This is a genomic window from Marinomonas arctica, from assembly GCF_003259225.1.
Classification (GTDB): domain Bacteria; phylum Pseudomonadota; class Gammaproteobacteria; order Pseudomonadales; family Marinomonadaceae; genus Marinomonas; species Marinomonas arctica.
This window is the reverse complement of record NZ_QHJF01000013.1, coordinates 111666-129874: the sequence shown is the minus strand read 5'-3', so window position 1 is coordinate 129874 and position 18209 is coordinate 111666. Positions and strand designations below refer to the sequence as shown.

The window sequence follows — 18209 nt, the reverse complement described above, 5'->3', positions numbered from 1 at the left end:
ACCAGACTATATCAAAAACGAATATCAAATAAATAAAGGATAAGCATTAATTCAATGTTTTTTTCGTGTTTTGATAAAAACGTCACTATTTATATGGATTTAGCGTTCTTTTTTTTAAATAGTGAAAAAGAGATATTACTCTAGGTCTGTGCTGTACTTTTGTTTTCATGTTTACAGCAAACGGCTGTTCACAGTATCGGCGAATTTTATAACGAAGTCGCAAAAAGCGTGGAGGCGATTTGTCTCAGACGGTAGTTTGTTCACAAAAATGCCGTTTCAGTGTTGTCTATTTTGATATAATTTTTCCAATCAAAATACATGTCAAATTGTCATACAACAAATCATGAGTTTTGGTATACGCTTCCTCTATCTCTGATAAAGGAAGCGTTTTTTATCCTTTATGACTCAATTATTAACGTGATGACATTCCTTTTGGGAATACGTTGGAGGCAATTACAATGTTACATTTAGGTCTAATCGGTCAGGCGATTGCCGCTTCTCGATCTCCCTCTTTACACATGATGTTAGGTGAGCTAAAGCAGTTGCCTGTGGATTACCAACTGCAGGTGCCCGAAGATGATAGTGCCGAAGCCTTTAATGCCAAGTTAGCTGAAATTCGTGCTTTGGGGTTTGTTGGTACGAATGTGACGTTTCCTTACAAGCAAATTGCCATCGACAGTGCAGACGAAGTGAACGATGCGGTAAAAAAAGTGGGTGCCAGTAATACCTTGCTATTAAAAGACGGCAAAGTATGTGCATTTAATACCGATTACACGGGATTTATTCGCGGCTATAAGGGGCGAGTGGGCGATTTACCCGCAGGCAAAGTGCTGATGATAGGTGCGGGTGGTGTAGGGCGTGCGATTGGCTTTGCCTTGTTTGAAGTGGGCGCCACAGAAGTGTTGATCACTGATTTGAGTGAACGTAGCGCGCAATCTTTGGTGGATGCTATTAACGACGCAGGTTATAAAGCCCGTGTGGTGGCCAAAGAAGACATTGCTGCGGCCGCGGCGGAAGTGGATGGCTTGGTAAACTGTACGCCTGTTGGTCATTTGAAAAGTCCAGGCATGCCTTTGGCGGCTGAGTTGATTCAGGGACAGAAGTGGGCCTTTGATGCGGTTTACACCCCAATGGATACGGAATTTTTGCTAGAAGCAAATAAGAAGGGCCTGCAGGTTGTGTCTGGTTTTGATTTGTTTTTCTACCAAGGCATCGATGCTTTTGAGATTTTTACCGGACAACAAGTCACGGACGTGAAGCCCGTTTGGGATCAGTTCCGTGAAAAATACGATGTGGTTAGCTCGTTGATTTAGTTCTCGTCATTTCATAAAGTGAACAACCTAAAAAAGGCGCCAAAGGGCGTCTTTTCGTTTGGCTATACATTAGAATGCTTTGCCTCGTGATATAGTGCAGAGGTCTTATAAAACCATAAAAGGCCCTTAGAAATTTCTATGATTAACTCCGATGATCGCAAATTAGTTGGGCAATCTGTCTATGAGCAACTGCGTTCAGACATTGTAACGGGCAAGCTTGCTCCCGGCGAAAAGCTGAAATTAAACGCGTTGCGCTTGCGTTATAGTGCCAGTGTCAACACGCTACGCGAAACCTTAATGCGACTTGTGTCTGATGGTTTTGTGCTGTTTGTCGATCAAAAAGGGTTCTCAGTAAAACCTGTCTCTACCGCTGATTTATGCGAGCTATTAGAGTTACGACAGATGTTAGAGCTGTCGGGGGTGCGTAAATCCATGGCCAATAAAGTGGGTCATATGGAGTGGAAGTCGGCTTTAATCAGTGCGCACTTTCGCTTGAACTGTGTCGAGAAACAGATGATGGAAGACGAGACGAGTCATGTGCAGGCATGGGAAAAAGTCGATCGAGATTTTCATATTACCATGGTGTCCCATTGCGGCTCTCAGCAGCTTATCCGTTACCATGCTTCAGTAATTGAGCTTTATATGCGTTATCAGGTGCTGGCGTTGCACCGCCGCCCCTTTCGTGGACAGGCGTCTATGGAGGAGCATCATCAATTGTTGAAATGCCTTCTAGAAGACGACGTAGAGAATGCAGTATCGATACTGGATTCGCATATTCAAAAAGGCTTAACACTGCCAGATCTCAGCAGTGCAACCTCTGCAACTACAAACAAAAGTAGAGCGTCGGCCTAAGCGGTTTTTATGAGATGAACACGATGACCTCAATAAGGAACTTCTAACATGGCAGCCGTCATTAATATCGTTGCGCCCATTTTTTTTCTGATATTAGTGGGTTTTGTGAGTGTGCGTTTTTCTTTTCTCCCACAAGCTGCCATACCAGGGTTGAGCCGTTTTGTGCTGTACCTTGCTTTGCCTGCGTTAATTTTTATGAAATTGTCCAGCATGGAGATAAGAGAAGTCCTGCATTTTGACTATCTTGCGGTGTATGCAGCGAGCGGCTTAGCGACTTTTTTTATCATTGTGTTGTTGAGCTGGCGACTGCTGAAAAGCGGTCTGGTTGACGCGGGTGTCAGAGGCGTTGGTGCAACCATGTCAAACAGTGCGTTTATTGGTTTTCCTGTCTTATTACAGTTTTTTGATTCGTCTTTGACTCAGGCCTTTGTGATGTCATTGATGGTGGAAAATATTATTTTGCTGCCAGTGTGCTTAATTTTTATCGAAACCATGTTGGGCAAAAGTCAGAACAGCGAGAAAAGTCTTCTTGTTTTTGTGGTGAAACGCATTTCTACGAATCCCTTATTAATTGCCTTAGCCGCTGGCTTAGTTTTTTCCGTGTTTGAGTTGCGTCTGCCCAGTTTTATGGGGCGAGGGCTGGATTTACTGGCTGCTGCGGCTTCATCCGTCGCCTTGATTGTGATTGGTGGTTCTTTGGTTGGTGTGTCCATAAAAGGACAATGGTCTCCCATTTTATTAGTAGCGACGGGTAAGTTGGTCGTATTTCCCGCGCTCGTCACCTTGCTTTTGCTACTGGCGCCGGCCATGCCAAACGATTTAAAGATCGCGGTTATTATTTTTGCTGCTGTCCCTATGTTTAGCTCTTACCCCATTGTCTGTGGCGAGTATGGTGAACGGAGTTTCTGTGCGAGTACGTTATTGATTACCACCGTGTTGTCATTTTTTAGCTTGAGTGTCTTGCTGCGCTTTTTTGTTTGAAAATAGGCTAATGCGATTAATTGAATATTCATGTTGACTTATAGGAGTAATAAAAATGTCTACCATCATGGTATTGAACGGCCCTAATTTAAATTTACTGGGCACTCGTGAGCCTGCTACTTATGGCTATGAAACCCTAGCGGATGTGGAAGTCATGTGCCGTGAGGCTGCACAGACATTGGGTCATGATGTGGAATGCCATCAATCTAATCACGAAGGTGTACTGATTGATCTCATTCATGAAGCGGGCCGTCGCATTAAAGCGGGCGAAGTATTGGGCGTAGTGTTCAATCCCGGTGCTTATACACACACATCTGTTGCGCTCCATGATGCCATAAAAGGTGCAGAGGTGCCTGTTATCGAAGTTCATATCTCCAACGTACACGCCAGAGAAGCCTTCCGTCATCACTCTTATATTTCACCTGCTGCCGCAGGTATTGTCGTGGGTATGGGTGTACAAGGCTATGTATTGGGTATTCAGGGTTTGGTGCACAAGCTTAGTTCAACCCCATCAAAGACAAAATAACGGCGAGTGTAAGGAATGACATCAGTGTGGTAATCAGTAATGTGCTTGCGCACAGAGAACGAAAACCATATTGGCTGCCAATAATCGGATAAATACTCATCATGGGAACGGCCGCAATTAAGATGCCACCGAGCAGAAGGTTGCGGTCCATTTCTGGCATAAAGAGCGCCACGACGGCAATCATTAATGGATGCAGGACGAGTTTGCCTATGGTAACAAAACAAATGTCTTTGGCATTGCCAGTGAGGCTGGTACCGACTAATGAACCGCCCAGTACAATCAGTGCGAGTGTGGCGGATGCGCCGGATAACATGACCAATACTCGATCAATCACCGCGGGCAGCTCTAGGTGAAATGTCGACGCTAATACCCCACCCGTAACGGCTAAAATTAACGGATTTTTGATGAGCCGTTTTAGTACGCCATAGAAGAGATGAGAGGGTTTTAGACCTTGTCCTCTGGACGCACTGACTTCTAGCATGACAAACATCATGGGAAGAACCAGAATGTTCTCGACGATTAGGGACATGGCAAACGCTGCTGTAGGAGGGTTGCTGAACGCCAGTAACATCACTGGATACGCGAAGAATGCCGAGTTTGAACAGGCCATGCCTGCCCCTTTTAACGTACTCTCAATAAGAGAACGTTTCATGACTTTTAAACTAATAAATAGACCAATCAATAGGGTGAGTATGGATCCTATTGCATAAGTGGCAATATAGGCTGGGACAATAACCTCATCAAACTCCATTCGTGCCAAAGTACTGAAAATTAAAGCGGGAAGCGTGAAATACATGACGATTTTTGCCATGCCAGCTATGGTGTCACCAGGAACCAACTTAACGCGAACCGCCAAGTATCCCAATATGATCATGATAAAAATGGGCGTTGTGATGGCGATAATGGTCAGCATCTAGGAGTCCTGTCTTAGCACCTTAATTTAGCCACTTAAACGACAGGGCTGTCTTTATGGTGATGATCAATGTGTTTGTAATAGCTGTCTAACGTTTGTGCGGTATCTCGGATGGCGTTCATAAACAGCTTTAGTGCTAGTGACGGAACCGAGTCTGCACGGGTTGTCAGGCCAACCGCTCCTAGCGTTTCTTTTGTGTCGATAGGCAATTCATCCAGTTCACCATCAGAAATTTCTCGAGCCACAACACCGCGTGAAATGATCCACACCGCATCGTTATTGCGAATAAATTCTTTGCCAAACGAATCCGACACTGTGTCGATTCGATCCGTTAGCGTGCTGACGCCTTGGGACAATAAAAAACGATCTACATAGGGCGCAGTGATGGAGCCTTTTGGCGGGTAGAGCACCGTGTAATTGGCAATATCGCTGATTTGGAAGTTTTCTTTTGTTAGCAATGGATGATTAGGTCGAACGGTAAACGTGACCTGCTCCGAGTACAAATGCTGAAATGATAAGCCTGACATGGCTTCTGGAACGCCTAAGCGTCCAACGACTAAGTCCAATTCGCCAACACGCAACTGGCTCATTAATAAAGCGTTTGGGCCGGAAACCAAATGCAATCGCACATCAAGACCGCCTGTGCGAAAACGTTTAACGGACTCTGGCAGAATGCTGGTCGCAACGGTCGGTAACACACCAATGCTGATACGACTGATGCCTTTTTGCTGTGCTTGGGCTACTCGTTCAGTGCCTTCACGTAATGCGGCCACACTGGTGCTAGCGTGTTCTAGAAAGACTTTTCCAAACGGTGTGAGCTCTACGCCTTTTTTACTGCGTTCTAAAAGTCTGACGCCCAGAATGTCTTCTAGTTCTTTGAGTTTTTTTGACACAGCTGGCTGGGTAAGAGCCAACACATCAGCGGCACGAACAACACTACCTTGACGAGTGACTTCTAAAAAACATTGAAGGTGGCGATATTTAATACGGTTTTCTAGCATAAAAAGTCTCCCATCGTACACGCATGGTCTCTGTCGCTGCTAACTGGCTATTGGGTCGTCAGCTACTGAAAAAAAGAAACACTAAGGAATCAGGCTCGTTACAAGCGCTAATAAGGGAATAATTTTCCTATATTACACTCCTAAGTTGCGCTCTTGAAAAGGGGTTATGTATTCCTTTTTCGATATATTTTTGGCACTTTATTTCATTCTTAATAGGGCGCTCAATACAAAAATCTTGTGCTAGCATCAAGCATAATAATGATAGAAGTAGAAAACATATTTGCTTTTCACATATCGTTTTCGTTATGAAATGTTGACAGTCAGGGCGTAAGAATGAAAACAGCACTCGCAACCGTTACCTTATCTGGCACGCTGAGAGAAAAGTTCGAAGCGGCGGCAAAAGCCGGTTTTCAAGGTGTAGAAATCTTCGAAAATGACTTAACTCAGTTTGATGGCTCGCCAAGAGATGTGCGTCGTATGGCGCAAGATCTTGGTTTGGAGATTATCGCTTTGCAGCCATTCCGTGATATGGAAGGTATGCCTGAGCCAATGCGTTCGCAGAAAGTCAAAATGTTGCAGCACAAAATGGATGTTGCTCACGAGTTGGGTACGAATCGTTTGTTGTTTTGCAGTAATGTGCAGCCTTATTCTTCTGCGGATCGTGATGTGTGCGCGGCGGACTTGTTTGCTTTGGCTGAAATAGCCAAAAAAGAAGGCATCATGCTGGGGTATGAAGCCCTAGCTTGGGGTTACCACATTGCCGATTATCATGACGCATGGGATTTGGTGAAACGTGTTGACCATCCGAATCTAGGTATTATTTTAGATACCTTTCACATGTTTTCCCGTGGTAACACCTTAGATGTTCTGCGTGATGACATTCCGCTAAACAAGATTGCGCTGGTGCAAGTGGCCGATGCGCCCAGTTTACAAATGGATGTGTTGCAATACAGCCGACATTTCCGTTGCTTCCCTGGCCAAGGCGATATGCCAGTGGTCGAGTTTTTACAAGTTTTGAAAGACAAAGGCTTTAATGACTACTTGTCCCATGAGATTTTCAATGACGAATTCCGTTCTTCTTCGCCATTAGAAAAGGCCATTGATGGTATGCGTTCTTTGATTTGGCTTGATGACCAAACGGTGAGCAAGCGTGAAGAAAAAACCGCTCCGATTGTGGCGCCACAAGTTAGCGATGTTGAGTTTATTGAATTTGCCATTGAAGGGGAAAGCGGCGCGGCGTTAACCAATACCTTGGCTCAGTTGGGTTTTCATGAAACCCATAAACACCGTTCTAAAAACGTCAGCTTGATGCGTCAGGGTAATATTAACCTGATCCTCAACCGCGAGCCGAAAAGCCAAGCCCACGAGCATTTCCAGAAACACGGTGTGTCCGTTTGTGCGATGGCGTTTGCCTCGGAAAATGTTAAAGCCACTTTGTCTTTGGCTGAACGCTATCGTGTCGAGCGTTTTGATAATCAGGCCGGTCCAGGTGAATTGAATATCCCTGCACTTCGCGGTATTGGCGATAGCTTGGTGTATCTCGTTTCAGCCGACGCCGCTGTACGTTTTTTCGAGGTGGATTTCAAACCGATTCAAGGTATTCAGGGCGAAACGGGGGTTGGCTTAACACGTTTCGATCATATCGGCCAAACGGTTTCCAATACGGATTTTCTGTCGGCGTCTTTCTTCTATAAATCGGTATTTGGTTTCGATATCGATGCCAGCCAAGATTTGCCGGATATTCACGGATTAGTCGTAAGCCGAACCGCTCTTAGCAAAGACAAGCGTGTGCGTATTCCATTGAATATGACCAACGCACGCGGTGCCTCTGCACAGCGTTTTATCCAGAAGTCTAAAGGCTCTGGGGTGCACCAAATTGCGTTTGCGTGTGATGATATTTTTGCCGCAGCAAAAAACATTGATAGTGAGAAGCAGCTGCCGATTCCTCAGAATTATTATCGTGACATCGAAGCGCGCTTTGGTTTGTCGCCAGACCTGATTAAGAAATTGCAGTCACATAATATTATGTACGATAAAAATGACGAAGGTGAATTCTTTCATTTCTATACGGAAGAAGTACATGGCGTCTTTTTTGAAGTGGTACAACGTGTGGGTGGTTACAGTCGCTACGGCGAAGCGAATGCGTTTGTTCGTCTTGCCTCACAGGCGCGCCAAGAGAAAAAATAAGTCATTGTCATTGCGGGGAATGATTTGTTTTAGGCGTATCCTTTTGTGAGGAAATTATGCCGGAGGAAGGAAACTTCCTCCGGTTTTTTTTCGTCCAAACCCCAGCACTAGAGACTGTTTATTATTTGGTGGTTACTTGAAACTGACCAACCAGTGAGTTGAGCTTCAAGGCGGATAACCCAACACGGGATGAACGTCTTTGAAGTGCCGCGATTGAGCGACGCATTTGCTCTGTTGCCGCGCCCATTTCATGGACGGTTTTTGCGTTTGTCTGGTTGCTTTCATTCAATAACAAAATGGCTTCAAACATGGTGTCGACTAGGTCGTACAAAGCGCTGTCGCTGATATTGCTTTGCTCATTCGCGATGAGATTTTTATCGACGTTTTCGGCGCCTTTTTCCATAAAGGTCACCGCACTGCGTGTTTCTTCCTGAATACCTTCTAGCATGGTTTGTATCTCTTCTGCTGCTGAAGCGGTTTTAGAGGCCAAGCTACGAACTTCGTCGGCTACGACTGAAAATCCTCTTCCATGTTCACCGGCTCTAGCGGCTTCTATGGCAGCGTTTAAGGCCAATAAGTTGGTCTGATTGGTGATATCAGAAATGGTGGTAATGATACCGGCTACTTCATTGGTTTTTTGATCCAATGATTTGACCGACTCCGCTGTGGCTCTTACGACATCGCGTATTTCTTGTGTGCCAGCTTTGGCGGCTTTTAGGCGAGATTGTGTTTCTGCGGCGACTTGATCCATGGCTTGTTTCAAATCATTTGCCGTTTGAGACGCACTGTGCACTTCGTCTATTTGTTGCTGAAACACGCTCAGCATGTTTTCAACGGTGGACTCAAGATAATGAGACGCTTGGCTGGCTTCTTCATTGGTGCGAATCATAAATTCATTAGATTTTTTGACGTTATTGCTGGCCGAAATGACTTGTCCCATGGTGTTGTCGAGGTTGTCAATAAAACTGTTCATCCAGCGTCCCATGTCACCAGTTTCGTCGTTGGCTAGATCGTCATCCAGACGCTGTTTTAGGTTGCCTTCTCCTTCGGCAATGGTTTGAATGACTTCCGTCATTTGGCTCATGCTACGGCTAATTTTTTTAGTGCTGAAACGATGAAAGAGGATGCCTGCTAGGCCTAAACTGGCAAAGGCGATCAAGCTCGTTGGCAGAAGGGATAAGTCGGTGTAAACCTGCAGTAAACTACTGATGACAAGCGGCACACTGGAGGCTAGCAAGTAGCTTCTCATCAGTTTTAAGTTGATGGAGCGTCGACGATAGACTTCTTCTAAGTCGCCCTCACACATCATGCCCCATGTATCTGGGCTGCCTTTCAGCTGAAAAGTCACCCCTTTGCCGATAACAGGAATGTGTCGGTAGTCGGAATAGCCGGGGTAAGTCACAAAAAGGTTTTGACCCTTCTTAATCGTTTCTCGCACACCGGGGTGCAACTCTTTAGTGGCAGGATCGGTAAAACGAATTTCAAACTCAGTCTGCTTTTGAACCTTGACGACGCCAAATTTTGTATTGATACCACCCTTTAGGTTTTCGCCATGACTGAAGGCATTGTCTTCAAAGCGGGAACGGGACAGAGCGGTGCCGGGGAGTATGGAAGGATCGAACTCTGACTTCACCATAAACAAATAGTTGTCGCCAGATTCCTTATAAATGTGTCCCGCTTCGCGTTGGATAAGATCACCGATAACGTCATTGGGAATACGGGCACAGACAGCACCTACGCTAATACCATTTTGTTTAATGGGGAGATAAAACATTAGAGTGACCGCATCGTGAAATTTTGAGCTGGATGCGCCAATTGTTAAGGTATTTTGGTCTATATAAGGGCCATGTATAAATGGCGCAAGCAAGCCTGCTGACACGGCTTTTGCTGGTAAATCGATTTTGCTTACACGGCTTTGGGTGGTCGATTTTAGCACCTGTCCTTGCGCATCGATAACAAAATATTCAGAGACATCAGGGACGATATTTAAACGTTCTTCTAGTGTTTCTTGTTCGACAATTGGGAAGGTTGGAGAAACGATTTCCAGTAAGACGTCTAACTGAGACCACTGAGTATTCACCCAAGTGTTGAGCAGTTTCACTCTGGTGCTGGCAATATTCTCGAAGGTTTTTTCTATGTTTGGGTAGGTGTCTTTATTTAAATAACACGACCAAAAAAGTGAAAACCGCCCAGTGTTGCCAAACCAAGGTAACCATCGGCGTTCTTTTGCTGAAAGTAACATCTGATTGCTTTTTAAACTCATCTCTTTACTGCTCCATTGCATTAAGCACTACGTCGTTGCAGATGCTTAGGGGTGTGCTGAAAGAGCAATTTTTTTGCCATTGTTTCTTCAATGTAAAACTTTAGTTTGATATTCTGCGAACAGATAAAAGTGCATTGGTATTCCACTGGATACGTTTTAAAAAGCAGTGAATTATTAAAAGAGCTGTCTTTTTATATTGCACCATAATGGTTTTTTTCGCTCATTTTGCTTTATGATAGGGCGCTTTCGTCGATATTTAGAAACAGTTTGTCGTTTTTAGGTAAGCAGATAATGTTAAAAACAAATTTAGCGACATAGGTAAGAGGATAATCTACCCCTCAACCCTGTTATGGCATTAAATAACGGGGTTGAGGGGGGAGCTGTTGCCTGTGTAATCTGTACTTAGGTGGTTTCGTGAAAGAGCTTTCGTTTTAGCCAGCGTGTCCAAAGAGGTGACTGGGTAAAGAGGATTAATACAATCACACTAAAGAGCACGGTGGAAAGTGGGCTATGAAATAAGTTGATAAACAAATCACTGATACTGCCACGCTCTGACAAAATGGCACGACGCCAATTTTCATCGGTTAGTGAGCTTAGTATTACCCCTAAAATCACAGGCCCAACAGGGAAGCCATAGAGACGCATAAAGTAACCAAACACACCAAAAGCCAGCATCCACCAAATGTCGGTAATGGCATTGTTGATCGCATACGCACCGACGATCGACAGAAGGAAAATGAGTGGGATTAAGATGCCTTTTGGACATTCGACGATTTTCGAGAACAGTTTGATGCCGGTTAAACCAAAAATCAGTACGAAAATATTGGCTAAGGTTAAATTGCCAACGGTAAACCAAAACATATGAGGTTGTTCGATGAGCAATAAAGGACCTGGGTTTAAACCATGAATAAACAAGGCGCCAATAAATACTGCGGTTACCGCGTCTCCGGGAATGCCTAGGGTCAGCATTGGTATATAAGCACCACCAACAGCCGCGTTATTGGCCGCTTCTGGGGCGATTAAACCTTCTTTAGCGCCTTCACCAAAGGGGACTTTGGGATTCTTGGTAACGCGTTTCGCATGGTCATAAGCCATCAGCGCAGCAATGTCGCCACCGGTTCCTGGTAACGCCCCTACAATCACGCCAATAAAAGAGGTTTGCAGGCTAAGAGGCATGTATTTTTTAATGTCTGACCACTTAGGGATAACGCGAGAGATTTTTTGTTTGATGACGGCCTTATTCATGTGGTGTAACTGATGCAAGGCTTCTGAGATACCAAACATACCAATCATCACCGCGACGGGATTGATGCCATCCCAAAGTTCAACAACACCAAAGGTAAAACGCTCTTCTGCTGTCATTGGATCGAGTCCAACGGTACCAATTAAGAGCCCTAACGCACCAGCAAAAATCCCTCTTGCTAGACTGCCACCCGATAAAGAACCTACCAGCATAATGCCTAAAATCCCCAGCATCATATAATCACGAGGCTGGAATGTGATGGCAAATTCGCTCACAGTGGGTGCCGCAAGCGCTAAGACGATAATGCCAACAAAGCCACCAACGACAGACATGACTGTCGATAAGCCGATCGCCTCTCCAGCAAGCCCTTTTTTAGCTAAAGGGTAGCCGTCTAATGCCGTCGCAATGGCCGAGGGCGCTCCAGGGATGTTTAATAAAATAGCGGTGCGAGAGCCACCGTAAACACCGCCCATATAAACACCGACCATTAAGCAAAGTGCGTAATTGACGTCCCATGCAAAGGTGAACGAAATCAGAATCGAGACGGCCATGGTCACGGACAGACCTGGGATGGCCCCGACATAAATCCCTAAAAACGTGCCTAGTGCGGTTAAGCCTAGTAACTCTGGTGATAGCCAAGACATGGCAAAATAATGTAACGCATCCATAAAGTGACTAGCTCCACAAAGATTTTATTGAGGATAAAATTTCGCGTTCGGGTACGATGCCTTCAGGAAGCACGACTTGGAAAATTAAGCGAAAAATAATGTACACGACAATTAAGGCCAGCAAGCTTATTGTGAGTGTAGTGAGGACGCTGCGTCGATATAAAAACTGGATAGAAACGAACAGAAAGGCAAAGCTGGAAAGAACAAAGCCTAGGCTTTCCAAAACGACGGAATAAATCAAAATTAACGCCATAATAACGGCAACAATAGGCGGAAAACAGTGATACACGAAGCGAACGTTTTCGGCCGCAGGTAACTTTAGCGTATTCAAAAAGGTCACACAGGAAGCCAAGACCATGGTGGCCGAGGCCGCCAGTGGAAATGCACCTGGTGAGCTGAACGAACTGAACCCTGAAATGGCATAAGATTGCCAAAACAGATAAACACTGCCCATAACCATTAGAAGGCAAAAAATTCGCTCTCCTGGTTTACGGGTTTTTATAAAAGGGGACTGGCTGGACATGGTAACTCCAGATAAAGCAAGGAAACAAGACGCGTTTACTCCATGTAAGCCGCGTCTTGAGGTTAGGTTATTTGTTATGGTTTGCGAATACCAAACTCTTCTGGTGAAAATTTACTAAAGCCTGCATCGTGTACTAACCAAGAAGAGGTTGAACGGTAAGCTTCAAGGAAGTAATTGGCTTCATCACCGGAAATATTCATGATGGTGAAACCACGTTTTTGCATAAGATCCACAAAGTCGCTATTAAACGCGGCCTTTTGAAACGCGGCTTGTAATTTCTCTACCGCTTCATCCGATGTGCCTTTTTTCACGAACACACCAAAGAAAGGACCCCATGGCAAGTAAGACTTCATACCTGGTAAGGTATCGGTGATAGGCGCAAGATCCGGTAACAGCTTGCTAGATTCTACATCGACTAGACTGATGGCTTTCATTCGTCCCGCCTTAATTTGTTCGATAGTCGCACCGAGTACAGCAGGCATGACGTCAATCGCACCACCTTGAAGTGCTGTTAGCGCTGGGCCATCACCATTATAAGGAATACTGATGTAATCCAGTTTGACTTGAGAGTCCAACATCGCTGTCACAATCGAGGTTAATCCGCCAGGACCTGTAGAACCGAATTTCACTTCACCTGGATGCGCTTTGGTGTAATCAATAAGCTCTTGCATGTTGTTAAAAGGCGCATCGTTATTTGCGACGATAATTGGCGTCCCACGAGCCAACACATTGATCGCAATCATATCGCTGTAGTCGATGTCAGATAGTCCTAAAATTTTATACATCTGTGGGTTTTCTGCCCCCATTAACAGTGTATAACCGTCGGCGTTTTTCGCATCAACGAACTTGGTTGCTATGGCACCAACACCACCTGTTTTATTGGTCAGGATGATACTGGTTCCAAGTTCTTTTTCGACATGAGGAGTGATAGAGCGCATTACGGTATCAGTTGAACCGCCCGCGCCCCATTGGATGATGCCTTGAATGTCTTTCGTTGGATAATCCGCGAAGCTTAGGCTGGAAGAAAGGGAAAGTGCTGCTAGTAACGCAATCGTTGTTTTTTTCATTATTGGCCTCTTTGGTGTTCATTGTTAAATGAACTTGGCTTGGTTTTGTTATTATTAGTGATCGATACCAGTTCTGTGTTTCAACTGGTATTTTGGAACCACTGTAACCTTAGCCTATGGGTTATTGTTTATAAAGATGCTATCTATTCCATATTTTACCCATTTTGTGATCTTTTAGTTATAGATAGGGACGTTAAAATTACGATTTTTGGCCTATTTGAAAGAAAAAACGTGATCTTTGGTCGCTCCATTCATATTCATCGTTTGATATCAATGGAGCGAGGGGGAGGGTAATTACAACTTACTTAAAAACGCCTCACGAGTTAAATTGACAGGTTGGTGGTTTTTTACCACCACATTGTCTTCAATACGAATGCCGCCGTAAGGTAAAAAATGCTCTATACGTGCCATATCACAACCATGCTGTGGTATGTCTGCTTGCATTTTTTCGAGTAGCATTGGAATGAAATACAAGCCAGGTTCAATGGTGATGACCATGTTTTCTGCTAAGGTTCGCGTGAGGCGTAAAAAAGGAGCCTGTTCATCAGGCATGCTTAATGTCCCCAGTTTGTCTATTTGATGGCCGCCCACATCGTGAACCTGTAAGCCAAGTAAGTGCCCTAAACCATGAGGAAAGAAAACTTGCGGAATACGTTTGCTTAACTGCTCCTCCACATTTAAGGCACATATTTTGTGCTCACGCAGTAAAGTGGCAATGCCGATCAGTGTTTGCTGATGTAAATCTCGGAAGTTAACACCAGACAAGGCACTGTGGCAAAGCGTCTGTTCCATGGTGTCTAGGTCTTGGATCAAAGCGTTAAAGTCATCATCATGGCGCGCAAAGGTACGAGTAATATCACTGGCATAACCATGCTCGTTAGCGCCAGCATCAATCAATAGTGTACGGGAATTGCCCAACGGCTCTATGGATTTATGCTCGTAATGCAGCACGGCAGCGTGTTCATTTAAGCCGACAATGCCAGGATAAGGTTCTTGAAAAGCACTTTGCTGACTGGCTTTTAAAAAGGCGAGATGAATGTCTAATTCGCTCATTCCGGCAAGAAACGCTTCTTTTGCCGCGAGATGCCCAGCCGCACCGCGAAGGCTTGCCTGACGCATAGTGTGGATTTCGAAGTCCGTTTTAACGGCTTTAGCAAAATCTACATAGGCTTTTAAGCCTTCACAAGACACAGCAAATGCCATAGGTTGAGGGCCAAGCCAAGCGGTTTTCTTGGGTAGATCGCCGAACCATTTGTCTGTTTTTTTCGCTGTAATAATGTTCCAATTTTGCTGCCAATCGCCACTAGGGACTGGGTTTGGTGCGTGCCAGAAATCGTCACGAATAGGCCAAACCAAAATCGGTTTTTCACCTGTTCTTAGCACGATATAGGTTTCTGCGCCTAAGCTAAAAGGTAGCCACTGTTGCGCGCCAGAATAGACGTGAAATGGGTGAGTGTGATCGTCCTGAAAGTAATAACTTTTTTCCCCTGACGCTAAAACAATGGCATCAAGGCCAAAATGTGCCATGGCGTTTTCGTAACGATCTACGAGGATGGCGAGGTGTGCTTGATAGAGTGTCGTCATAAAAAAGACTCTTGTTCATTGGGCTAGAACGCCGATCTGTGTCCATTTCGTCTGCGTTGTGTTTTTCAGGGGGATGAAGCGCATTAGCATACGCTAAAAGGCATAATGTTTTGTACTGCTATTGCTTGTTGGCGATGAATTTATGGAAGAGAAAAATGCCACCTTTGAAGGTGATAAATGCACACAGTACAGACACAAAAGCCAGCAACAGATCATTCTCAATAACGAAAAAATGCTTAAAAGTATAGAAGTACACTATGGTTAGAATAATTCGCACAAGACTGTCAACAAGCGACATGACTTTGGGAGATTCGAGCATGAACGGGTTCCTTTTTTACAATTGAGACCAGACTGTCCCATAAAATAGCAATGAAGCCAATTATTTAATGGGTAGGCAAACGAGTGTGACGTAGTCCTTGGCGTTTTCTGTATGGGTCGGACCAACTTCGAAGACTTCGACGCCATAACGATGGCGGTTGAGTGTTAAATGGTGCAGTCGCATAAAATTGAACAAGACATGCCACGCCAACGATAAATTCTGGTAGCTGCCGTAATAGCGTAGTTGTAAATAATAGCCACGCAGAACGATACGTTCCGGGTAGAGTTCACAAGGCACTAAATTTTGTACAGGAATGCCTAAGCGCCCAGAAAAATAGTGATGAGTAATATCGGCTTTTTTATAGAGCGCAAAACTGGGACCCGCTGGTGGGTTTTCTGGGCCAAGTTGGGTCAGTAAATCATGAAACCCCTGATCCATCTTCTGTGACATGGGTTGATTACTGACCACAAAGGGGCGTGTTACGGCGTCCACATTATCCAATCTTGCCTTAGCAAGCCACTCAAAGTGAGGTTCATGGTATTCATGATCTGGCGTGGTGTTATATTTGCTCAAGTAGGTTAAGACTTTTAACAGTGCTAACTCCGCGTCTTTATTGGCACGAAGGCTGTAGTTTTTTTGCTTCCAGCGACGAAAAAAAGGCAATTTGCCCGTGACCTGAATCGTTATGAGTGTGCGTTCTTTTTGTTTGGTAAGGTCAATATTAAAGTGTACATCATTGGGGTAAAACGCAGGGGCTTCTAACAATGTATGAAAGTAATGAGCCCCTGAACGAGCGGGCTCTAATGTCATGTGTCCGTCTTTGATGAGTTTCCCCTGCCACACTAAACAACTGGGAAAAACCGAATGAATGCCTGAGTTTAAATATTCATAATCAACATGGGCATCGGGTTCATAAATGAGCCAAGGTAGCCAGCTTTGCCAATGAGTAAGGTCGCTCAAATCTTCTGCAAGTTTATCAATAGGCGCATCAATTACCGCATTGCGTCGACCAAAAAAACGACCGTTAAACAAAATGAAATAAGCCAGCAATAGGATGCTTGCAAATGTGATTAGCAACAATATGACAACCATATTTGTCTCACTCTTGAAGTTATGATGTGTTCATAAACGTGTTTATTAACCAATTGTGGCAAACTTGATGGCCAGAATCTTGCTTTTCACAGCATAGTGTTTAATGTCACTCTTTGGCAAGTGAGTGTTTTTTGAGTCAATAATATTCATGGTGGGAATGGTTAGTATGAAATCGACACTAGTGTGGGATTGGCCAGTGCGAATTAGCCACTGGTTAATGGTGTTTTTATTTACCGGTTTGATCATTACTGGCAAATCTGACGCAGACTACGTTCAATATCATTTTTACATGGGCTATGGTTTGTCTGCGGTGATCATTGCTCGTGTGCTGTATGGCTTTTATGGATCGTATTACGCACGTTTTCGCCAGTTTGTTAAAGGGCCAAAAGTTGCTTTTCGCTTTGCTGTGTCCTTGTTATCAGGTCGGCCTAAAAAATACCTAGGACACAACCCGGTTGGAGCGTTAATGGTCATTGTTTTACTTTTTGCGCTTTCAGTGCAATGGGGAACGGGGCTGTTTACCAGCGATGACATTTTTTGGTTTGGGCCTTTTTACTCATATATTCCAGAAGACTGGGCAAGTGAGTTGGCGTCTATTCATCGCTTTTTACCCAATGTACTATTGGGTTTAGTGGCAGTCCATGTACTCGCTGTGCTTTATCACGAGTTGTGTCTAAAAGAGCGACTGATCGAGGCCATGATTCATGGGCGTAAAAAACACCCAGCTCCGACTTCTATTGCTGTAAAAACCCCACGTTGGGGTGTGGTTTTTTCTTTGCTAATGGGGCTTGCTTGGTTGGCGGCACTTTTCATGATGCCAATTTAAATAAGCCGCGTTTAAAATGTATAGACAGGTGCTTTGTTTGTTATGATGGCCTGCAGTATAAATTTTTAACACATATGAATAGATGGAACCCTCAGTGTCTGAAATAACCAGCCCTAACCTAGCCAATTTGTTTGATGATTTACCGGATGCCCCACAGCCCATTTACGCTAAATTAAAACAGGCGATTTCATTGAAAATCACCTCTGGTCAGTGGCAAGTTAACCAGCGTATACCGTCTGAGTCTGAAGTGGTGAAAGCATTGGGCGTCAGTCGTATGACGGTGAATCGTGCTTTGCGCGAGCTCACCGCAGAAGGTTTTTTGGTGCGCCATCAGGGCTTAGGCACCTTCGTGGCGGAGAAAAAAGCCCATTCGGCACTGTTTGAGGTTCATAACATCGCAGAAGAAGTGGCGGCCCGTGGTCATAAACATCGCTCAGAGTTATTGGTATTAGAGTCCGCGAAAGCCACGGTAGAAGAAGCCATGACACTGGGGGTTCGTACTAACCATGGAATTTTTCGTTCTGTGGTGTTGCACTTTGAAAACGACTTACCTATTCAAATAGAAGAACGCATAGTGAATGCCAATCTTGCTCCTGACTATGATAAACAGGATTTTTCTCTGCATACCTCCTATGAATATTTAATGAGTGTTGCCCCCATGACAGAGGGCGAGCATTTGGTAGAAGCGATATTGCCTAGCCCGATAGAGTGCGAGCGTTTGCGTATTAAAGCATCAGAACCCTGCTTACAAATCAAACGTCGCACTTGGGCGGGTGATGACATCGTTACCGCCGCGCGTTTACTTCACCCCGGCTCGCGCTTTCAACTGTTTGGGCATTTTGGTCGCTAGT

Annotated in this window: 16 protein-coding genes; 7 read left to right on the top strand and 9 right to left on the bottom strand. The window is 44.7% G+C overall.

Annotated features, from left to right (window positions below):
- Positions 1–458 precede the first annotated feature (458 nt).
- The 4 genes from DK187_RS09665 to aroQ all read left to right on the top strand — a co-directional run bounded on the left by DK187_RS09665 (position 459) and on the right by aroQ (position 3672).
- The gene (locus tag DK187_RS09665) at positions 459–1313 is read left to right on the top strand and encodes a shikimate dehydrogenase family protein (protein WP_111607145.1); all 855 of its coding nucleotides are present in this window, start codon (positions 459–461) and stop codon (positions 1311–1313) included.
- Positions 1314–1451: 138 nt separating this feature from the next.
- Positions 1452–2165 (top strand): GntR family transcriptional regulator, encoded by a 714-nt coding sequence (locus tag DK187_RS09660; RefSeq protein ID WP_111607144.1) that lies wholly within the window; start codon positions 1452–1454, stop codon positions 2163–2165.
- A 48-nt stretch (positions 2166–2213) separates the two neighbouring features.
- The gene (locus DK187_RS09655; protein WP_111607143.1) at positions 2214–3146 is read left to right on the top strand and encodes an AEC family transporter; all 933 of its coding nucleotides are present in this window, start codon (positions 2214–2216) and stop codon (positions 3144–3146) included.
- Between the two features lie 55 nt (positions 3147–3201).
- Positions 3202–3672: a type II 3-dehydroquinate dehydratase gene (aroQ, locus tag DK187_RS09650; protein WP_111607142.1), complete on the top strand. Its 471-nt coding sequence runs from the start codon at positions 3202–3204 to the stop codon at positions 3670–3672.
- Here the strand turns inward: aroQ and DK187_RS09645 are convergent.
- Both DK187_RS09645 and pcaQ read right to left on the bottom strand, forming a co-directional pair.
- On the bottom strand, positions 3644–4585 hold the full coding sequence (locus tag DK187_RS09645; RefSeq protein ID WP_111607141.1) for an AEC family transporter: 942 nt from the start codon (positions 4583–4585) through the stop codon (positions 3644–3646). The two genes, aroQ and DK187_RS09645, sit on opposite strands and share 29 nt — an antisense overlap.
- Before the next feature lie 35 nt (positions 4586–4620).
- Positions 4621–5586, bottom strand: coding sequence for a pca operon transcription factor PcaQ (gene pcaQ, locus DK187_RS09640; protein WP_111607140.1), 966 nt, complete (start codon positions 5584–5586; stop codon positions 4621–4623).
- 333 nt (positions 5587–5919) lie between these two features.
- On the opposite strand from pcaQ, the gene DK187_RS09635 reads away from it, so the two are divergent.
- Positions 5920–7773, top strand: a complete 1854-nt coding sequence (locus tag DK187_RS09635; RefSeq protein WP_111607139.1) for a bifunctional sugar phosphate isomerase/epimerase/4-hydroxyphenylpyruvate dioxygenase family protein — start codon at positions 5920–5922, stop codon at positions 7771–7773.
- 121 nt (positions 7774–7894) lie between these two features.
- On the opposite strand, the gene DK187_RS09630 is transcribed toward DK187_RS09635, so the two are convergent.
- The 7 genes from DK187_RS09630 to DK187_RS09595 all read right to left on the bottom strand — a co-directional run bounded on the left by DK187_RS09630 (position 7895) and on the right by DK187_RS09595 (position 16532).
- On the bottom strand, positions 7895–10036 hold the full coding sequence (locus DK187_RS09630; protein WP_111607138.1) for a methyl-accepting chemotaxis protein: 2142 nt from the start codon (positions 10034–10036) through the stop codon (positions 7895–7897).
- A gap of 402 nt (positions 10037–10438) precedes the next feature.
- Positions 10439–11947 carry a tripartite tricarboxylate transporter permease gene (locus tag DK187_RS09625; protein WP_111607137.1) on the bottom strand — a complete coding sequence of 503 codons (1509 nt, stop codon included), beginning with the start codon at positions 11945–11947 and terminating at the stop codon, positions 10439–10441.
- Positions 11948–11954: 7 nt separating this feature from the next.
- Positions 11955–12470, bottom strand: coding sequence for a tripartite tricarboxylate transporter TctB family protein (locus tag DK187_RS09620; RefSeq protein WP_111607136.1), 516 nt, complete (start codon positions 12468–12470; stop codon positions 11955–11957).
- Between the two features lie 74 nt (positions 12471–12544).
- On the bottom strand, positions 12545–13537 hold the full coding sequence (locus DK187_RS09615) for a tripartite tricarboxylate transporter substrate binding protein (RefSeq protein WP_111607135.1): 993 nt from the start codon (positions 13535–13537) through the stop codon (positions 12545–12547).
- A 294-nt stretch (positions 13538–13831) separates the two neighbouring features.
- Positions 13832–15121, bottom strand: coding sequence for a Xaa-Pro dipeptidase (gene pepQ / locus DK187_RS09605; RefSeq protein WP_111607133.1), 1290 nt, complete (start codon positions 15119–15121; stop codon positions 13832–13834).
- Positions 15122–15239: 118 nt separating this feature from the next.
- Entirely contained in the window at positions 15240–15440 is a 201-nt protein-coding gene (locus tag DK187_RS09600; RefSeq protein ID WP_111607132.1) for a hypothetical protein, read from the bottom strand.
- Positions 15441–15500: 60 nt separating this feature from the next.
- Positions 15501–16532 (bottom strand): SRPBCC family protein, encoded by a 1032-nt coding sequence (locus tag DK187_RS09595; protein WP_111607131.1) that lies wholly within the window; start codon positions 16530–16532, stop codon positions 15501–15503.
- Between the two features lie 166 nt (positions 16533–16698).
- Here DK187_RS09595 and DK187_RS09590 point away from each other — a divergent pair, with 166 nt between their 5' ends.
- The gene (locus DK187_RS09590) at positions 16699–17358 is read left to right on the top strand and encodes a cytochrome b/b6 domain-containing protein (protein ID WP_111607130.1); all 660 of its coding nucleotides are present in this window, start codon (positions 16699–16701) and stop codon (positions 17356–17358) included.
- Between the two features lie 94 nt (positions 17359–17452).
- Positions 17453–18208 carry a histidine utilization repressor gene (hutC, locus tag DK187_RS09585; protein WP_223232291.1) on the top strand — a complete coding sequence of 252 codons (756 nt, stop codon included), beginning with the start codon at positions 17453–17455 and terminating at the stop codon, positions 18206–18208.
- Position 18209 lies beyond the last annotated feature (1 nt).